General features: G+C 39.4%; 12 protein-coding genes. 11 read left to right on the forward strand and 1 reads right to left on the reverse strand.

Annotated elements, in window-relative coordinates; genetic code table 11:
• A partial coding sequence (locus tag ACS8FC_RS11190; protein WP_439296846.1) for a hypothetical protein occupies positions 1–346 on the reverse strand: 346 nt, incomplete at its 3' end.
• 439 nt (positions 347–785) lie between these two features.
• On the opposite strand from ACS8FC_RS11190, the gene ACS8FC_RS11195 reads away from it, so the two are divergent.
• From ACS8FC_RS11195 to ACS8FC_RS11245, 11 genes are all read left to right on the forward strand, one after another.
• A complete protein-coding gene (locus ACS8FC_RS11195; RefSeq protein WP_439296847.1) occupies positions 786–1,688 on the forward strand; it encodes a YagK/YfjJ domain-containing protein in 903 nt (300 codons plus the stop codon).
• 138 nt (positions 1,689–1,826) lie between these two features.
• Positions 1,827–2,117 carry a hypothetical protein gene (locus tag ACS8FC_RS11200; RefSeq protein ID WP_439296849.1) on the forward strand — a complete coding sequence of 97 codons (291 nt, stop codon included), beginning with the start codon at positions 1,827–1,829 and terminating at the stop codon, positions 2,115–2,117.
• A gap of 49 nt (positions 2,118–2,166) precedes the next feature.
• Positions 2,167–3,159, forward strand: coding sequence for a DUF932 domain-containing protein (locus tag ACS8FC_RS11205; RefSeq protein ID WP_439296851.1), 993 nt, complete (start codon positions 2,167–2,169; stop codon positions 3,157–3,159).
• Positions 3,160–3,267: 108 nt separating this feature from the next.
• The gene (locus tag ACS8FC_RS11210) at positions 3,268–4,371 is read left to right on the forward strand and encodes a YqaJ viral recombinase family nuclease (protein ID WP_439296853.1); all 1,104 of its coding nucleotides are present in this window, start codon (positions 3,268–3,270) and stop codon (positions 4,369–4,371) included.
• A gap of 107 nt (positions 4,372–4,478) precedes the next feature.
• Entirely contained in the window at positions 4,479–5,390 is a 912-nt protein-coding gene (locus ACS8FC_RS11215; RefSeq protein WP_439296854.1) for a recombination directionality factor, read from the forward strand.
• 186 nt (positions 5,391–5,576) lie between these two features.
• Complete coding sequence (locus ACS8FC_RS11220) at positions 5,577–6,035, forward strand: hypothetical protein (protein ID WP_439296855.1); 459 nt, start codon at positions 5,577–5,579, stop codon at positions 6,033–6,035.
• Positions 6,036–6,217: 182 nt separating this feature from the next.
• Positions 6,218–6,469 (forward strand): helix-turn-helix transcriptional regulator, encoded by a 252-nt coding sequence (locus ACS8FC_RS11225; protein WP_439296856.1) that lies wholly within the window; start codon positions 6,218–6,220, stop codon positions 6,467–6,469.
• Positions 6,470–7,153: 684 nt separating this feature from the next.
• Entirely contained in the window at positions 7,154–8,851 is a 1,698-nt protein-coding gene (locus ACS8FC_RS11230; protein WP_439296858.1) for a DUF262 domain-containing protein, read from the forward strand.
• A 36-nt stretch (positions 8,852–8,887) separates the two neighbouring features.
• Positions 8,888–11,740, forward strand: a complete 2,853-nt coding sequence (locus ACS8FC_RS11235; protein ID WP_439296860.1) for an SNF2-related protein — start codon at positions 8,888–8,890, stop codon at positions 11,738–11,740.
• Between the two features lie 188 nt (positions 11,741–11,928).
• On the forward strand, positions 11,929–15,096 hold the full coding sequence (locus ACS8FC_RS11240; RefSeq protein ID WP_439296861.1) for a site-specific DNA-methyltransferase: 3,168 nt from the start codon (positions 11,929–11,931) through the stop codon (positions 15,094–15,096).
• 3 nt (positions 15,097–15,099) lie between these two features.
• Positions 15,100–18,504, forward strand: a complete 3,405-nt coding sequence (locus tag ACS8FC_RS11245) for a DEAD/DEAH box helicase family protein (RefSeq protein ID WP_439296862.1) — start codon at positions 15,100–15,102, stop codon at positions 18,502–18,504.
• The last annotated feature ends 77 nt before the right edge of the window (positions 18,505–18,581 follow it).

Consider the following 18,581-nt stretch of genomic DNA (forward strand, 5'->3'; position numbering starts at 1 on the left):
GTTTCTTCAAGACCATATTTAGCCATAATGCCGCTCTAGCATCTTCATAAAACCATCGAACATAAGACAAGGGTATGTTGTTCATTGCGCTTGTCTGTAAGAAATTATCTAATTTTTTTGGAGTACATTTAGACTGTTTGAGGATTATAATAATTCGATTTTTGCTCAGACTATCATCTTTTAAGATATATGCTGAAGGTATTTTATGTTGCGATCTTAATTCAAAAAGACACCAATAGGCATTATAAATACTCAGGTTGTTAATCTTTTTTTCGATATATTCATCGTTTTTTGTGGCTATACTTTGCCGATTATTTAGATTCTGATTAGCATCTCCAGTCACCATAACTCTCCATAAATCTTTCAAAATTGCTATTAAATACCAAGATGGTACTGGTTTTCTGTATCATTAAATCGTGATAAAAACACTATTAAAACGTCATTAGAACGTCATTAAAACGTCACCTTATTTGCAGATAGTCTAACGCAAAATATAGATCGTAGGCTATTAAGTTTTACAATTTATTATTATGCCTCAATATGCTAACTCCACTTCAAGCATTTGCCTGTAAAACCCTATAATCTACTGCTACCTGTCACAATAATTTCCAGAGCTCGCCTACAGAAAGCTGCACTACGGCAGCTCATCCTTAGTGGGTTATCTATATTATATATAATCTAGTAGTTACTTACCTTGATGCTGAGAGTTGATCTCTCAGCACTAACATTATAAAAATACTGATCAACCTGACCCTATGAGAAAATCACCTTATAGGATCGCAATCATGTCATGTCCAGTTACTAGCCAATCTCAACTTATCTGTAACGTCGATAAACTAGTTACAGATGTTCTATCCAATAATATTAATATTAGCAACGTTAGTGTGCAACTCTCAGCGTTATACCTACCGCTGGTAGCCGATTATGATTCTAGCTTGGATTATTTCCCAACCATTACTGCTTTTATAGATAGCGCCAATAGAGTAGTATCTAGTAATCATTCAAAAAAAATAAGGTGGGGTTATTATAATACTAGGAACTTCATTGATAATTTGTACGCTTATAAAAGTAATATTTTAAAAAACAATATTAAAGTAATTGAGCAAGAAAAAGTTAATACAAAAAAATTAGACATTTACATGAGTCAGATGTTGAATCATTACTCAAGATTGTTAATTGTACGTGTGGATTTAGGGTATTCAAAAGATACCATTCATCTGGTGTCTATCGAGACCTTTTATGAACACTTAAAAAAACTTAGAGAGCTTATTGGTAAAACAGAAAGCTGTTTTGAAGAATTAGAGGGCAATGTAATTGCTTTAGAACAAGGTCATGACCGTGGTTATCATGTTCACTTATTACTGATGTTTGATGGTTCTAAACGCTGTAAAGATACTCATATAGGACAGCTAGTTGGAGAAAAATGGCAGAGTGTTACTGGTGGTCTTGGCAGTTACTACAACTGTAATAAACTGCAGTATAAAAAAAAGCAGGAAGCTCTTGGCAGGTTAGGTGTTGGCATGATTCATCGTCGTAACCCGAAAGATGTGCAAAATGCTATTAATGCTTCTTTGTATTTGACACAGCCTGATAAAGAGAATCAACATTTAAGGGTGAAGCTTCGTAAAATGAAAACTTTCACTCATGGTATCTATGAGACTGCCAAACGTAGAGGCCTACCTAAATAGCAAAATAATCTCAGATATACAGTATCATCATGAGATAAGACAGGAAGCCTAGCTACCTGTCTATTAACCCCAATCTATCCTAATCAAAGGTCTGCTTAATCGCAGGCCTTTTTTGTGCGCTTAATTTAAGGAGCTTATATGCAAACGATCTGTCCTTACTGTCACTCATCAAGGGTGACGAGCAATACGGATACTGATAGTCCCTTTAATATCTTCGAGCAACTGTGCTCACAATCTGCCCTATCAGGTCTTGGTGTAAGCGTCTGTAGGTATTACAAAATCAATTCAGCTATCGGTGTGGTAGTAGGTACGGCACTGGCTTCTGCGATCAGCTTGGCTAAAGACAAGCTACAACAGCCACCTTTGATCACCCTAGCAGAAAGGCCCAGTTATACCTGCAATATCTGCTCAAGAATTTTCACTATTTAACCTATCTATCTAACCCATAATTCTAATCAAATCTAAAAGGAATATTCTCATGGCACATTTAATCGAATCAATGGCATACGTTGGTGAAACCCCTTGGCATGGCTTAGGTAATGAGCTTGCACCTAAGCAGCCTATCGAGGTCTGGGCAAAGCAAGCGGGTATGGATTGGCGTATAGAATCATCAGACGTCAGCTACATGGCTAATAATGACAAAGGGCACAATCTGATTCTGCCCTTTGCTGAACAGAAGGTTTTATACCGTAGCGATAACTTCGAGCCGTTATCGGTGGTCAGTCAGCGCTATCAAGAAGTCCAACCTCGTGAGATTCTAGAATTCTACCGTGATCTTACCGAGCAGTCTGACTTTGAGCTTGAGACTGCTGGGGTATTAAAGGGTGGTCGTAAGCTATGGGCGTTGGCTCGTACAGGCCAGTCAGCAACGCTTAAGGGTAAGGATGTCAGTAATGGCTACTTGTTACTGGCAACCGCTTGCGATGGCACGCTAGCGACTACGGCGCAGTTCACATCGATCCGTGTGGTCTGTAATAACACGCTTGCTATTAGCTTAGCTAACGGAAGTGGTGGCGTAGTGAAAGTACCGCATAGCACCTCGTTTGATGCGGACAAGGTCAAGCAGCAACTAGGCGTTTCAGTCAAACAGTGGGATGAGCACAGCTACGAGATGAAGCAGTTATCAGAGCGACGTGTGACCCAAGCAGAAGCAGCCAATTATCTCAGCCGAGTTTTCAACGATCAGGACAATGACCTCATTCTGTTTAACAGTGCTAAGAAAGAGAAAGATGCCGTGCCAAACGCTCGCGCCATGAATCAGGTGATGAACATGTTTAACGGTCAAGGTCGCGGAGCCGATCTTGATGCCGCTAAAGATACCGCTTACGGCTTGCTATGTAGTATCACTGAATACGTGGATCACGAACGCAGAGCAATGTCGAAAGACCATCGATTAGACGGTGCTTGGTTTGGCTCTGGCGCTAAGCTCAAACAAAAAGGCTTAGAGGAATCGCTACTGATGCTGGCTTAACCAGCCACGTTTAAAGTCTGAAAATACAATCAACCACGCCTTCGAGCGTGGTTTTTTATGCCGCTTATTTCATTAATACCAATAATCAATTTATCGAAGGAGTTCGTTATGAACATGATTGCACTAAACAGCACGACTCAGCTAAGACAGGCCAAACGTGCCACCGTTAGGCTTAAACCAGCAGTAGTGAAAACGAAGCAAACCGATACTGCTGATAAACCTACCCAATCTAATACTTCAAAGACTGCTAAGCGCTTGGTCAACACCAAAGATTTAAGTCATGAAGACTGGTTAGCCATTCGTAAGCAAGGCATTGGCAGCTCTGATGCCGCAGCCGCTTGTGGTATTCATCCGTATTTATCAATGCTTGAACTATGGATGATCAAGACAGGACGTATGACATCGAATATCGATGAGAACATTGAAGGATATTCACCACTCTATTGGGGCAATACCTTAGAGCCGATGGTGGCTAAATACTACCAAGAGTATATTGGAAACAAGGTGCGTCGCGTCAATGCCATCTTGCAGCACCCTGATTCTGACAAGCACTTTATGCTCGCTAACCTAGACTATGCCATCACTGGTAATGACGAGGTACAGATTCTAGAGTGTAAGACCGCTGGTGAACACGGAGCCAAGCTATGGAAGCATGGCGTGCCGTTGTATGTGACGTGCCAAGTACAGCATCAATTGGCGGTCACTGGCAAACAAGCTGCGCATATCTGTGTGCTGCTGTGTGGACATGAAACTAAGATTTATAAGGTTGAGCGTGACGAGCGTTTAATCGAATCTATCATGGAGCATGAGAGCCTGTTCTGGCAGTACGTGGAAACAGACACACCACCAACCCCTGACCACTCAGAATCTGCTGCTCGGGCATTAAAACAGCTTTATCCAACGCATAAACCCTCAAGCAAGGTTGATCTAACGGATGATGATGGCGCTAACAAACTGTTTGAGCAATTACTGAGCTACCGTGACTATATGCAGGAGTTAGAAGAACGTCATGACCAAGTGAAGCATCAGCTGCAAACGCTGATTGCTGATAATGAAGTTGCCGTGTTTGATAAAGGGGCTATTTCATGGAAGCGCTCGAAAGACAGTGTCGGTCTTGATAGCAAGGCCGTTATTAAAGCGCATCCTGAGCTGTTAGCCAAATTTAGTAAAACTAAGCATGGTAGTCGCCGCTTCGTTATCTTAAACGACTAAGCCGAAACCTACTACATTTAACCAAAACAAGCGCATAAATGCCCACCCTAATTGGTGGGCTTTTTTATGGCTAAACACATTTTATTAAACCTATAAGGAATATCACCATGATTAAAGGTCTAACAATAACCCCGCCAGTTCTAGGTCGTATCAGTATTGGACGTGTCATTCAAAAAGACGGCAAGCGTCTGCCTGCTAAAGACGATCAATTCACTATCACCAGCCAAGTGCAGAATAAGGATGGCTGGATCAACCACCCACTTGATGCAAAGCTACGCGAAAAGAATGACGGTAAGCTCAGACAGATTCCCGTACGCATGCTGTTTAATGATCCTGAGCTAAACCTGCGAGCAGAGTACACGCTGTTCGATAGACAAACAGGTCGTCCATTATGCGTAGGTGATGGTGAGCAGTGTCAACGTCGCACCAATAATGGCGTTGAGCAACTGTCTTGCCCATCACCAGATCGTTGCCCATTAGCACAAGGCGGTGCTTGTAAGCCATATGGTCGCTTGTACGTTAATCTCAGTGAAGATGATGAGTTAGGTACGTTTATCTTTCGCACCACAGGCTTTAATAGTATTCGCACGCTTGCCGCACGGCTGAGCTACTTTGCTGCGGTGTCAGGCAGTAAGCTGTCGTGTTTACCCCTGCAATTAACGCTAAGAGGTAAAAGCACCACGCAAAGCTATCGTACGCCGATTTACTTTGTTGATTTAACGTTGCGTGATGGTGTGACACTAAAGCAAGCAGTGCAAGATGCACAGGCAATTGATGCGGAGCTTAGCGAACACGGTTTTGATCAAGCCGCGCTAGAACAGGCTGCAAAACAGGGTTACGTCAATTCATCCTTTGAAATTGATAACGATGGTTTGTTAGACGTGGCTGAAGAATTTTATCCCATGGAGACAGATGACGTTAGCAGTAGTCAGCAGGGGAATTATCAGAACGGGTTAGCCACTCATAACGTGACTAGCATTGAGCAAGGGCTACGGCAAAGCGTAACAGCGGTGAGCTAAGGAAACTGAGGAAGATATGCTGCGTAAGTCAGTTTGGTCAAAACAAGCGATCTAAAATCGCTTTTTTTACTTCTTATCGGTTTATTTTTAGTGGCTTATTGCCTAGGTTACGTCTTAAAATGTGCTAGTTTTTCATAATGGCATATTAAAAACGGATTATCACTGTTTAACGTAAGGGTAGCTAAAATGGATTTAGAAAAGATAATAGCTTTAAGTACTTCAGTACAACTGTCTAAGAAAATATCTACAAGAATTACCAATCAGACTGAACGTTATTTACAGAGCTTTGGTGAAGGTACGGTAACAACGAAACATCTTAAAAGTATATGGGACGATATTTGCTATAAGTTCCAAACAGAAGGATTTTGCGGCAAGGTCTACGATCTCATGGTCGTAGAATATGTTGGCTCACTGGTGGATGCTTTAGAAGACTATGAATTTAATGCCATCTACCTTCAAATTGAAAGCCTGCGTACGAGCCTATCTGATTCAGCTAAGAGTACGCCATCAGGAGTAGACAAACAAAGTTCTATTAGCATGTATCACTTTAAAGATGAAGTTATTGTATATATCACTGAAGAATACGTTTATAAACGGGCTAGATGTCACACAAACAAAAGGCTTAGAAAAGCTCTAAATATTTAAGATAGTCATGTATGAAACTTATTATTAAAAGTATTTTTGACACAAAAAAGGAGCTGATTATTCAGCTCCTTTTTATTGCTTAATGGATAAGGTCCGTCGGACGATATAAGTCTCATAAAAAAATACAGGACTCCCTGACTGTATGAGAACAGATGTTCCCATACAGCAATTAGGAGATAAGCATGGAAAATTCAAACACAGCACAGCCAGTAATCGAGCAATGTAATCACATACCACAACTATTGAGTATTAAAGATGTTGGTAGCTATACTGGTCTTAGTCGTTCTACGATTTATGAGATGGTTAATGAACAATCTGATCGTTACGACCCAACATTCCCTAAGAAGGTGCAACTGACACAGGTAAGGGTGGTGTGGGTAGCAAGCGAGATTGCAGAATGGATTAATACAAAGATTGCAGAACGTTCAGTATAGATTTATCCGACTGCCCTAACTTTACAAGTAGGGCAGTTTATTTTTTTTGTATTATGAGAGGTTTCTTAATCTAATACACTAAGTAATATACTTTAGGCAGAAGAAAAGACATCAGAAACTTTGTGTTTATAATCAAAGTCTTATTGCAATTAAAAGGCTATTTCATGCACAAAATATTGTTAGGGAAAAGTTGTGTAGGATAGTATTTGGCATTAACAGAAATATGCAGATAGTCTTTTGAATAAAAGACTATTTAAACAGGCTAAAAGACTATTCAAAGGTTCTTCAAAGACTATTTTTCACTATTAAACATATATAAAACAAGGGCTTAAGGGTCTCTCTAGAGAGGTGATAAAAATATTTATCTTATTAATAATCATTTATCACTATCTTGATCAAAAGCAGCCGCTAGTAGGGCGCTGTAAGGGGTCGTCTCCATTTTCATGCATATAGATTTAATAGGATGACGATGAATGGCTATATCTAAGCGTAGCAGGCTATCTGACAGGTTACAGCTTATACGTTTGAAAGTAGGGCAATATCAAGGATCGTGAGCTGTTAAATAGATCAGACAAAAGTATATCCTTAGAAGGATATTTCAAGCTCGTATGGTAGACTACTTCGAATAATATAATCACAAAACAATAATCATGTATAAGTTAATCTTTAATAGAGAGTTTACGAATGAGCAAAAACCTTAGCGGTGCGGACTACCCTTTATCAAAAATATTTAGCTCAGATTTTGAATACGTTATTCCACCTTATCAAAGACCATATGCATGGACGATAGATCAGGCATCCGAGTTATTTGAAGATTTACATAGTTTCTATCAATATGAACCTGATGAGGAGTATTTTCTTGGTAGTATTGTTCTAATTAAGGAGGAAAATAAGCCTCATTCTGAAGTAATTGATGGTCAGCAAAGATTGACCACTTTAACAATCCTACTAGCTGTGTTATCAAATAAACTACAGGGTGATGATAGGAAGGCACTACTGCAATACATACTAGAGCCAGGGAATAAATTTGAAGGATTAGAGAGTAAGCCACGATTAACTGTTCGCAGTCGAGATCGAGATTTTTTTGCATCTTACGTTCAAGGCCTAAAGTTTGACGAACTTTTCGCAATGGACGAAAAAGCGTTTGAGAATGAATCACGTCTAAATATCAAACGCAATAGTCAGCTTCTAGATAAGTACGTTTCTGAAAAGTTTGGTGATGATGTAGAGCAAATTGAGAGTTTTACAGCTTTCCTGCTTCGAAAGTGTTATTTAGTAGCGGTATCAACCCCTAATCAAAAATCAGCCTTTAGAATATTCTCAGTAATGAATAGCCGAGGGTTAGACTTGCAGCCAACTGATATCATTAAGGCCGATACGATTGGCATGGTTGAATTAGAGGCCCAAAGAGAAAAATATAATGAACGTTGGGAAGAGATGGAGGTCGAGCTTGGACGGAGTCGTTTCAATGATTTGTTTTCTTATATTCGTATGATTCATGCTAAAGAGAAGGCAAAACGTTCGTTGCTAGAAGAGTTTAGAGAACACGTACTAAGTAAAGGTATTAGTCCTGAAGATCTAATTTCAGCAGTCTTAGAGCCTTATGCAGAAGCATTGTTGATTGCAAAAAATAGTGATTATGTAGCGGTAGCCCATGCCGAAGAAGTCAACAGGTATTTAAAATGGTTAAATAGAATTGATAACTCTGATTGGGTGCCAACAGCAATCAAATTTATAAAGAATAATAAAGCTAAGCCTGAGTACATGGCTTGGTTTTTTGAAAGATTAGAGCGACTGGCAGCATTTATGCATATTTGTGCCTATAACATAAACCAACGCATCGAACGTTATAACAAGGTGCTTAGTGCACTTGAAAACGATCATTCTCTTACTAATCCTATAAACGAGGTGGAATTAACAGATGATGAAAAGCATAAAATGATTAAGGTGCTTGATAGTGATATTTATGATCTAACATCAAGAAGAAGAAACTACTTAATATTGCGATTAGATGCATTTATATCAGATGGAGGAGCAACTTATGATCCTACTATCTTAACTATTGAGCACGTTTTACCCCAGACAGTAGACAAGGAAAGTGAATGGGCCCAATGGTGGCCTGTAGCAGAAGAAAGAAAAATATGGGTACATAGATTAGCTAACTTAGTACCCTTAAATAAGAGACGCAATTCAAGTGCTAGAAACTTCGATTTTGATAAAAAGAAAAATGCTTACTTTTTAGGTCGAAAAGGAGTTTCTTCGTATGCACTCACTACACAAGTCATTGGCTATGCTCAGTGGAAGCCAGACGATTTGCCTAAACGTCAAATAGAGCTTATGGACATTCTAGCTGATAACTGGCGATTGAAGATTGACGCATAAAAACTCTATGTTGCGACTAATAATAAGATTTGAACTATGAATAAGGTAACCAACCACCAATTAAAATATTTTGCTTGGGAAATTACTAAGCAGCGTAGTAGCTCCGACGACGCACGTATTGCGCAGTCGCTATTCGATGCTCAGGTTGACGTAAACCCACACCAGATTGAAGCGGCATTATTTGCGTTGAGTAACCCTTTAAGTCGAGGTGTTGTCTTAGCCGACGAAGTAGGTTTAGGTAAAACTATCGAAGCAGCATTAGTACTATGCCAATACTGGGCAGAGTATAGAAGGAACTTGCTAGTAATCTGTCCAGCATCATTACGAAAGCAGTGGGCATTAGAATTACAAGATAAATTTAACTTACCTGTACAAGTACTAGATTCGTTTACTTGGAAAAAATTACGTCAAGAAGGTGTTTATAATCCTTTTGAAAATAAAAAGATCACCGTTATATCCTATCCATTTGCGACCAGAATGGAACATGAGCTGGCTAAAATACCTTGGGATATGGTTGTAATTGATGAGGCGCATCGGCTGCGTAATGCCCATCGTCCTAGCAACAAAACAGGCAATAGCTTTAAAAAATCTTTAGTTGCTCGCAATAAACTACTCCTGACAGCAACGCCACTACAAAACTCATTGATGGAGCTATATGGTCTTAGTACTATCATTGATGAGCACCTATTTGGTGATGATAAAGCGTTCCGCCGTCAATATGTTAACGAAGATAACTTGCCAGCCCTTAAGCGCCGATTGGATCAGTTTATCCATCGTACGTTACGTAAGGATGTTTTGGAATATATTCCATATACAAGACGCCATGCTTTGACGGTACCATTTACACCTAGCGATGTAGAACAGCGTTTGTACGATCAAATAAATAGCTACTTACAAAGAGAGTTTAGCTATGCCTTTCCTGTACAGCAACGACACCTAATCACGATTGTTTTACGTAAACTACTAGCGTCTTCTACTTCTGCTGTTATCGCAACATTAGAGTCGATTCGTAATCGTCTTCAGGCTCTTTTAAATAATCAAACCATTGATGCAGAATGGATAGAGCATTTTATAGCTGATGAAGATATAGACGAAGAGCTTATCGAAGAGGACGAGGACGAGTATAGCGAATATGAAACTCGCGGCGTTGATGCAGATTTACTTAAATCTGAAATTAAAGAGGTCGATCAGTATCTTGCTTTAGCTCATGAAATTGATGAAGACCGTAAGTCCCACGCGCTGTTAACGGCGTTGGAGCGTGGGTTTGCCCGTATGTTTGAAATGGGGGCGCCAAAGAAGGCTGTGATATTCACTGAGTCACGTCGCACGCAAACCTATCTTGTAGAGTTTTTGCAGTCTCATGGGTTTAATGGCAAGGTAGTCGCTTTTAATGGTAGTAATAATAGCCCAGTCAATACTGGTATCTATCATAGATGGTTAGCTAAACACGTAGGTAGCGACAGAGTTACTGGCTCATCGTCAATAGATAGACGTACAGCGCTCATTGATTATTTCAGAGATGACGCTGAAATCATGATTGCTACCGAAGCCGCTGCTGAGGGTGTCAACTTACAATTCTGCTCTTTAGTGGTTAACTATGATTTACCTTGGAATCCACAAAGAGTCGAGCAGCGTATTGGTCGCTGTCATCGCTATGGCCAAGCTTTTGATGTGGTTGTAGTCAACTTTGTCAACGAGCGTAATGCAGCTGATCAAAGAGTGATGGAGCTACTTAGTGAAAAGTTTGATCTGTTTGAAGGGGTGTTTGGAGCCTCGAACGAAATACTAGGATCGATAGAAAGTGGTATTGATTTTGAGAAACGTATTTTAGAGATTTACGATAAGTGCCGTACAAATCAGGAGATTCAAGAAAGCTTTAATAAACTACAGTCTGAGCTTGAGGCTCAAATCAATCAAAAAATGCTACAAACTCGAGACCTGCTATTAAAGCATTTTGATGCTGATATCCACGAGTTGCTCAAGATTCATAAGCAGCGTGCTGAAGAGCAGCTTGATCGTATCAGTAATTTCTTTTGGGCGATTAGCCGAGCACTGCTATCCTCTTATGCCGAATTTCATTCTAATCAGTTAAGTTTTACGCTACATAAGTCGCCTACAGTAGATATTAAGGTTGGTAGCTATCAACTGATCAGAAAGGGCGAATCTGTACCTGATAATACCTACATATATCGTCTCACGCATCCACTTGGTGAGTATGTACTAAATAAGGCAAAGCACCTACCCACTGAGACTGCGCAGATAAACTTTGATTACAGCAATTATGATAAAAAAGTATCAAGCCTTGAGCCATTAGTAGGGCAGTCAGGATGGTTGTCGCTTAGCTTATTATCACTAGACTCATTTGCAAAAGAAGAGCATTTAATACTGACAGGAATGAATGATAATAATACTGTCTTAGATGCTGATATCTGTGAGCGTATTTTACGTTTAGAAGGAGTAGTGATTGAAGATAAAATAACGATAGCTATTCCGAAACTATTCACCGATACAATCGAGTTTCAGCATAAAAACAAACTGAGTGAGGCGCTTGATAGTAATCAGGTGTTTTTCAAACGTGAGCAAGAAAAGATCGAAAGTTGGGCAGATGACCATATGGCATCGGCTGAATCAGCACTTGACGATATCAAACTTAAAATACGTAGCTTAAAACGAGAAGCTCGCCAAGCCAGCACCATCGATGAGCAAAAGCAAAAGCAGGAACAACTCAAAAAGGCAGAACGTGAACAACGCAAACTCCGTCAAAATATTTTTGATGTAACTGATGAAATCGAGGAAAGACGCGATACATTAATTGAAAACTTAGAGCAGATGATGCATAAAAAAAGCCAGTTTGAAACGCTTTATCATATTCGCTGGCAGCTGCATTGATTCTATAGCTATGATAAGCTCAATGATGTTTTACCTGTCCATTGCAGCACCAATATGGTAAATTAGTAGGTTAATTTTTTCACTCTTTTAGAGCTAGGTTTGGTTTCATTAATTGAGACTGGCCTAGCTCGTTTTGTCATAAGTCTATGACAAAGTGCTGCTATAAAAACCCTGTCGAAGGACTCACCATGAGCCAATATGCCAATCTTAATCAAAAACTAAAAAACATCTTTCAAATTGATCGTCCTGATCTAGATTTTGGTATTTATCGTATCTTGAATGCTCGTCGTAACGAAATCAGTGATTATCTAGATAATCGTCTCAAAGCCAAAGTAGAGACGTATCTGAAGGACGCCAAAAGCGATGTTCATGACAGTCAGCTTGAAAGCATTACTAATCAAATTAAGGACGAGTTTGGTAAGCGTGCGTTCGATGAGGCAGGTAACTTAGTCAACGAAACCGCTATCGAAAGCTCACTTGGACAACAGTACCAAGAGCTACGCGATCATGCTGATAGCAGCTTTGATCAAGCGCAAGTGTTTAGCCATTTGTACACCTTCTTTAGTCGCTATTATGATGAGGGTGATTTTATCAGTCAGCGTCGCTACAAAGGCGATACCTATGCTATCCCTTATTCTGGTGAAGAGGTGATGCTGCATTGGGCGAATAAAGACCAGTACTATACCAAGTCAGGTGAGATGTTTAGCAATTACCGTATTCGCTTTAACTCGATAGGTGAGCCTGATAAGTCTGTCTTATTTCGTTTGTTATCTGCTGATACGGCAAAGGACAATCAAAAAGACAATGACAAAAGTCGTCGCTTCGTTATTCTCTCTAAGCCAAAGACGTTAACTCGTACCGATGAAGAAGGCGAAGAATATGAGGAAATCGTACATCCTATAGAACTTAATGATGCTGGCGATGAGCTGACGGTATGGTTTGAATACGCAGTCATGGACAGCAAAGCCAAGCAAGACAAGCTTAATCTACAAGCGCATGATGACATCTTAGACAATACTAAAGTTACAACAGCATGGGCAACCTTACTCAAGCACCCAGAGCCAACCGAAAAACAGTCTGATCGTGACTTACTCCGTAAGCATCTAGATACTTATACGCAAAAGAATACTGCTGACTATTTCATTCATAAAGACTTGGGTAAATTCTTAAATAATGAGCTGGACTTCTATATCAAAAACGAAGTCATGCATTTAGATGATGTGGTTAATAGTTCAGGCTTTATAGAGATCGAGCGCCAGCTTGCGCTGATCAAGTGCTTACGCAAGATCGGTCGTGAGTTGATTGAGTTTTTAGCGTCGCTAGAAAACTTTCAAAAGAAGCTATGGCTTAAAAAGAAGTTCGTGGTATCGAGCCATTATTGCATTACGCTTGACCGTGTTGACGAAGCGCTGTATAGCGAAATTGCTGATAATGAGATTCAGTGGCAGCAATGGGAAAGCCTAGGGTTTAAGGTAGCTGATGATAGCCTACCATATTGGGGTAGCAGCCAATATCTAGAGGAACATCCGTATCTAATGGTGGATACTAGTTTGTTTGAGTTAGGCTTTAAAGCCAAGCTGTTAAATAGCATTGATGATTTGGATGAGCAAACAGATGGTTTGATTATTCATAGTGATAATTTCCAGGCATTAAGTTTAATTCAAGAAAAATATAGCAAAAAGATTGATTGTGTACATATTGATCCGCCATACAACACAGAAACAAGTGGTTTTCTATATAAAAATAATTACCGTCATTCGTCTTGGTTAACATTTATGAACCAAAATCTTTCTTTAACCAAAGATCTAGTAAGTGCTAATAGTTTTCTCCAATGCCATATAGATGAGAATGAATATGAGAGTTTATTTAAAGTTATAAGTGATGTTGGCTATAATAGTGCAGGCACCATTGTTTGGGATAAGCAGAACCCTATGTTAGGTAGAAAAGGTGTGGCTACACAGCACGAATATGTTATTTGTTGTGCTAGTGAAGATAATCCTATTATGATAAATAACCCTAACGTTTACACAGCACTTGATAAAGCTAAGTTATTAATAGACGGAAATAATGGCAAGGTAGATCAAGAAGTACAGAAGTCTTTCTCAAGCTGGGTATCTAAACAGAAAGATTTTTCTGGGGGAGATAAAGCTTACAAATTGATAGAAGATGATGGAAGAGTTTTTCGTGGCGTAGCAATGGGCGCACCTGAATACAGGAAAGACCCTAAATTCCATATACCTTTAGTACATCCGGTGACTGGAATGGAATGCCCTGTACCGCCAAATGGTTGGTCTAGAACCCCAGAGACATTACAAGATCTGATTGATAATAATCAGATACTTTGGGGGAAAGATCACACTACTCAACCTCAAAAGAAAGTGTATATAAATTATGATTCAAAAAAGCAAATTTCTTCAATAATCCAGGACGCTACTAGTGGAAAAAAGGTTTTGGATCCACTAAATCTAAGTTTTCCCTACTCTCATCCCACTTCATTATATAACGTCTTACATAATGTTATAGATTCGGGTTCTACAGTATTAGACTTTTTTGCCGGCTCAGGTACTACTGCACATTCATTAATTGATCTTTATCGATTATATTCTAAGCAAATTAGATATATCCTAGTAGAGCAAGGTGAACATTTTCACACGACACTCAAACCTAGAATCCAAAAAATAGTCTATAGTGAAGAATGGAGGAGTGGCGTACCTACTATATCAAAAGATAGTAATAAAAATAATAGTACTAATCCTTGCAATGGAATTAGCCATTGTCTAAAAATCGTCAAGCTTGAAAGCTACGAGGATACTTTGAACAACCTTGAGCTTAAACGTAGTCCTGCTCAAAATGATTTGTTTGCTGACTTGACATCTGCTCAGCAAGACGACTATCTAATGCACTACATGCTCAATATTGAGAGCAAAGACTCGCTACTTAACGTGGCTGATTTTGCCAATCCTTTTGATTATCAGCTCAAGATAACGGCAGACAGCGCTGGCGCTTATACAGTACAAAACGTCGATCTTATCGATACCTTTAATTATCTCATAGGGTTAAAGGTTAGAAATATAGACTATCAGCTAGATCGAGGATTTGTACAGGTAGATGGGCACTTGCGCACAGGTGAGCTAGTTACCGTGTTTTGGCGTGACTGTGAACAGATTGGTTATGATGAGCTGGACAAGACACTGAAAAAGCTGCGTATCAATGCTTTAGATAGCGAGTATCAGCAGATATATGTCAATGGTGATCATAACATCAACACCAAGCTTACCAGTACTGATGGTAGTGAGAGACAACTAAAAGTCCGCTCAATAGAGCAGGTATTCCTTGAGCGCATGTTTGCAGAGTAAGTTATGGCTAATCCCAGTAAAAAGAAAAGCAAAAAAATAAACTTCCATGAGCAGCTGGTACTTACGCAGTGGCTATGGTCAAAGTTCAATCCTGACAATATTAAGGGCATGCATACGCTATTGGATTTGCCTGTCCATGAAGGTATTGAACACGAAGGTGAGGACGCAGGCCAAACCAAGTTTTTCACTGAGCTGACTAGAGACTTAGTCGGTAAGCAGACTTTAGATATCGATACCCTAAGGCGCTATGATAGGAATATCGTTCGTCACTGGCTACAGATTAGTGAGGCTCGCAATAAGCAAGCTAATAGTGAGCTGAATTTAAAATACTTTCAATATCTGTCATTATTATTTACGGAGTATTACTTAGATCAATACTTTAATAATTCTGAGCAGATGTTAGAGGAGTTGAATGCTACCGTAGTTGCCTATAACGAGGACAAGAGTGACAGCGAGATACTACAACCGTACGTAGCCAATGACTTAAACAAAGTTGCGTACTGGAGTGCCACAGGTAGCGGCAAGACGCTATTGATGCATATTAATATTTTGCAGTATCAGTACTACACTGAGCACGCCAGCCACAATAATAAAATCGAGCAGATAATTCTACTAACTCCTAATGATGGGCTCAGTAATCAGCATCTTGAAGAGTTCAAGATGTCTGGTATCGAAGCTATGATATTTCAAAAAAACAAATCCCGTGATCAGTTTTTAAAATACGTGCAAATTATGGATATCCATAAGTTGGCTGAAAGGGATGGTGATAAGACAATAGCGGTAGAGTCACTAGAAGGTCAAAACCTTGTATTAATCGATGAAGGCCATCGTGGCACGAGTAGTGCTGCTGGTGCATGGATGGGCTACCGCGATACGCTGACAAAAGACGGCTTTAGTTTTGAATATTCAGCGACCTTTGGGCAGGCGATTAATAAATCAAACAACGTTATCAAACAAGAAGAAAAAGAGCAAAAAACCAAGGCCAAGATGCTATATGGTACTCAGGCATTAGCCAAACTAGACGATAATCAGCTAAAGGCTCTAAGTTTAGATGAGCTGGAAAAGCAAAAAGCACGACGCGAAGCCTTGCGTGAAGTCTATGCAAAAAATATCTTGTTTGACTACTCGTACAAGTATTTTTATGATGATGGCTATGGTAAAGAAGTCAATATTCTCAATATGAAAAAAGGTGAGACGCAGGATAATCAGCAGCTATATCTAACCGCCTGCTTATTGGCTTTTTACCAGCAACAGTCCCTTTATCAAAATAACGTTGGACGTCTTAAGCAATTCAAAGTTGAAAACCCCCTTTGGGTATTTGTCGGTAATAAAGTAAATGATGATGATTCAGATATTTTGACCATCATCAAATTTTTAGCTGACTTTTTAGATAGTCGTCATAAAGCAGAAACCATCAACTGGATTCATGACTTTATTACCAATAAGTCACGTTTGGTCGATAACAAAGGTAACAATATTTTTGTTAATCGTTTTGCTCCATTGCATGGTAGAGACGCTGAAGATATTTATCAAGATATACTCAGCCAGTTCTTTAATGCAGGGAGTAACCAGCGCTTAAACGTCATACGGATCACTCAAAACACAGGGGAGCTGCGTCTACAAATTGGTGAGAATACACCGTTTGGCGTGATAAATGTAGGCGATGAAAAAGGCTTATTTGATCACTGTGAAAAGCTAAGTAATAGCCATTATCTTAATACGCGTACCGATGAATTCACTCCGACGCTATTTGATACCATCAACGACGATAATAGCAAAACCAATCTGCTCATTGGCTCACGTAAATTTACCGAAGGGTGGAGTAGTTGGCGAGTCTCGACTATGGGTCTGTTGAATATGGGTTCTGGTGAAGGCTCACAAATTATTCAATTGTTCGGTCGAGGTGTACGTTTAAAAGGTGAGAGGTTCTCACTCAAACGAACGCCGCACAATATTTATAGTAAAGCTGAGTATAAAGATCTGTATCTAGATTTGCTACAAACGATTAATATCTTTGGCTTACATGCTGACTATATGGAAAAATTCCGTGACTATCTAAACGATGAAGGGATCGTGCTTAACCAAGATTTGGTTACTTTAGATTTCAATACCAATCGTATAGCAGCGCCGCATAGACTCAAGACTTTGACGCTTAAAGATGGTTATAAGGATAATCAGCCAAATGGCTTCAAGGCACAGGTCAAGCTGTCGCTATTTGAAATTCCTGATAAGTATCAAGGCAAGATTAAAAAACCGTTTGTTATTTTAGACTTATATCCACGACTCCAAGCCTATCATACCGATAAGCGTAAGCGTAATAATGACTTAAAAGACAAGCGTCAAGAGAATGAGATATCGCCTGATATCATGCCCTTCTTTGATTTTGACAGTTTATATTTACAATTACAGCAGTATAAGATGCAACGTGGCTATACCAACATACGTCTTGGTATCGACGAGCTTAGAGCGTTCTGCTGTAAGCCAATTAAAAATACCCATGATGACTGGTATAGGCTATTGGTAGATAGCGAAAAGCTGATGAAAGATATGGAGGGTATTCGCTTTCAGCAAAGTATTTTATTAGAGCTGCTAAAAGCGTACATGGATAGATTTTACAAAACCATGAAAAACGCGTACGAAGGTCAGTACTATGAAGTGACAGAATTTAATGTTGGCGATGATGATCTGCCTATTCACATGTGTGATAAATACGTCTTTACATCAAAAGAAGGGTTTAATGGTGAGGCAGAAGAGTACTTTAAACGCCTTACTAAATTGCAAGATATAGTCAATGATGGACAGCTAGAGAAGACAGTCAACTGGCAGGATGGTAGCTTACGTACGGTCGTATTTGATAAGCATTTGTATTATCCATTATTCAGCAAAAATGATGATAGCTTACCTTTTACTTGGTCGCCTTCAGTATTTGATTATGATAGTAAGGGTGAGAGTAGCGAAGTTAAGTTCATTGATGATCTACAGCGCTACATTAATTCTGATAAACAGATTGATGCGCTTAAAGATTACCATATCTATTTACTTCGTAATCCCGATAATCGTTACAAAGGATTAGGTTTTGCACTAGCAGGTAATTTTTATCCAGACTTTTTATTGTGGTTAGTACACAAAGAGACGGGCGAGCAGTACCTGACCTTGATTGATCCTAAGGGTATCCGCAATATGAGCCTCGATGATCCTAAGTTTAATCTTTATAAGCAGATTAAAGAGCTTGAGAGTCAGCTAGAAACTAAGCTTGTTTTAAATAGCTTTATTGTAACTCCAACGCCAATGAACACATTGGTAGACAATTCTTTGAGCGAAGACGAGCTTAAAGAGCGTAATGTATTATTTATGGTAGGTAATCAGACGGCTTATTTGGATGATATGTTTGAGGGGATTCTAGGCTAAGCCTATATGAATAAAAAGCTGAATTGGTAGCTTGTAACAATTCAGCTAGGTTCAATGATAGGTTGGGACCTATCAGA

It is taken from the genome of Psychrobacter sp. 1Y4, from assembly GCF_051847555.1.

Coding starts and splice junctions, on each gene's coding strand:
- ACS8FC_RS11195 (WP_439296847.1), top strand. CDS start 786: ATGTCATGTCCAGTTACTAGCCAATCTCAACTTATCTGTAACGTCGAT.
- ACS8FC_RS11200 (WP_439296849.1), top strand. CDS start 1,827: ATGCAAACGATCTGTCCTTACTGTCACTCATCAAGGGTGACGAGCAAT.
- ACS8FC_RS11205 (WP_439296851.1), top strand. CDS start 2,167: ATGGCACATTTAATCGAATCAATGGCATACGTTGGTGAAACCCCTTGG.
- ACS8FC_RS11210 (WP_439296853.1), top strand. CDS start 3,268: ATGAACATGATTGCACTAAACAGCACGACTCAGCTAAGACAGGCCAAA.
- ACS8FC_RS11215 (WP_439296854.1), top strand. CDS start 4,479: ATGATTAAAGGTCTAACAATAACCCCGCCAGTTCTAGGTCGTATCAGT.
- ACS8FC_RS11220 (WP_439296855.1), top strand. CDS start 5,577: ATGGATTTAGAAAAGATAATAGCTTTAAGTACTTCAGTACAACTGTCT.
- ACS8FC_RS11225 (WP_439296856.1), top strand. CDS start 6,218: ATGGAAAATTCAAACACAGCACAGCCAGTAATCGAGCAATGTAATCAC.
- ACS8FC_RS11230 (WP_439296858.1), top strand. CDS start 7,154: ATGAGCAAAAACCTTAGCGGTGCGGACTACCCTTTATCAAAAATATTT.
- ACS8FC_RS11235 (WP_439296860.1), top strand. CDS start 8,888: ATGAATAAGGTAACCAACCACCAATTAAAATATTTTGCTTGGGAAATT.
- ACS8FC_RS11240 (WP_439296861.1), top strand. CDS start 11,929: ATGAGCCAATATGCCAATCTTAATCAAAAACTAAAAAACATCTTTCAA.
- ACS8FC_RS11245 (WP_439296862.1), top strand. CDS start 15,100: ATGGCTAATCCCAGTAAAAAGAAAAGCAAAAAAATAAACTTCCATGAG.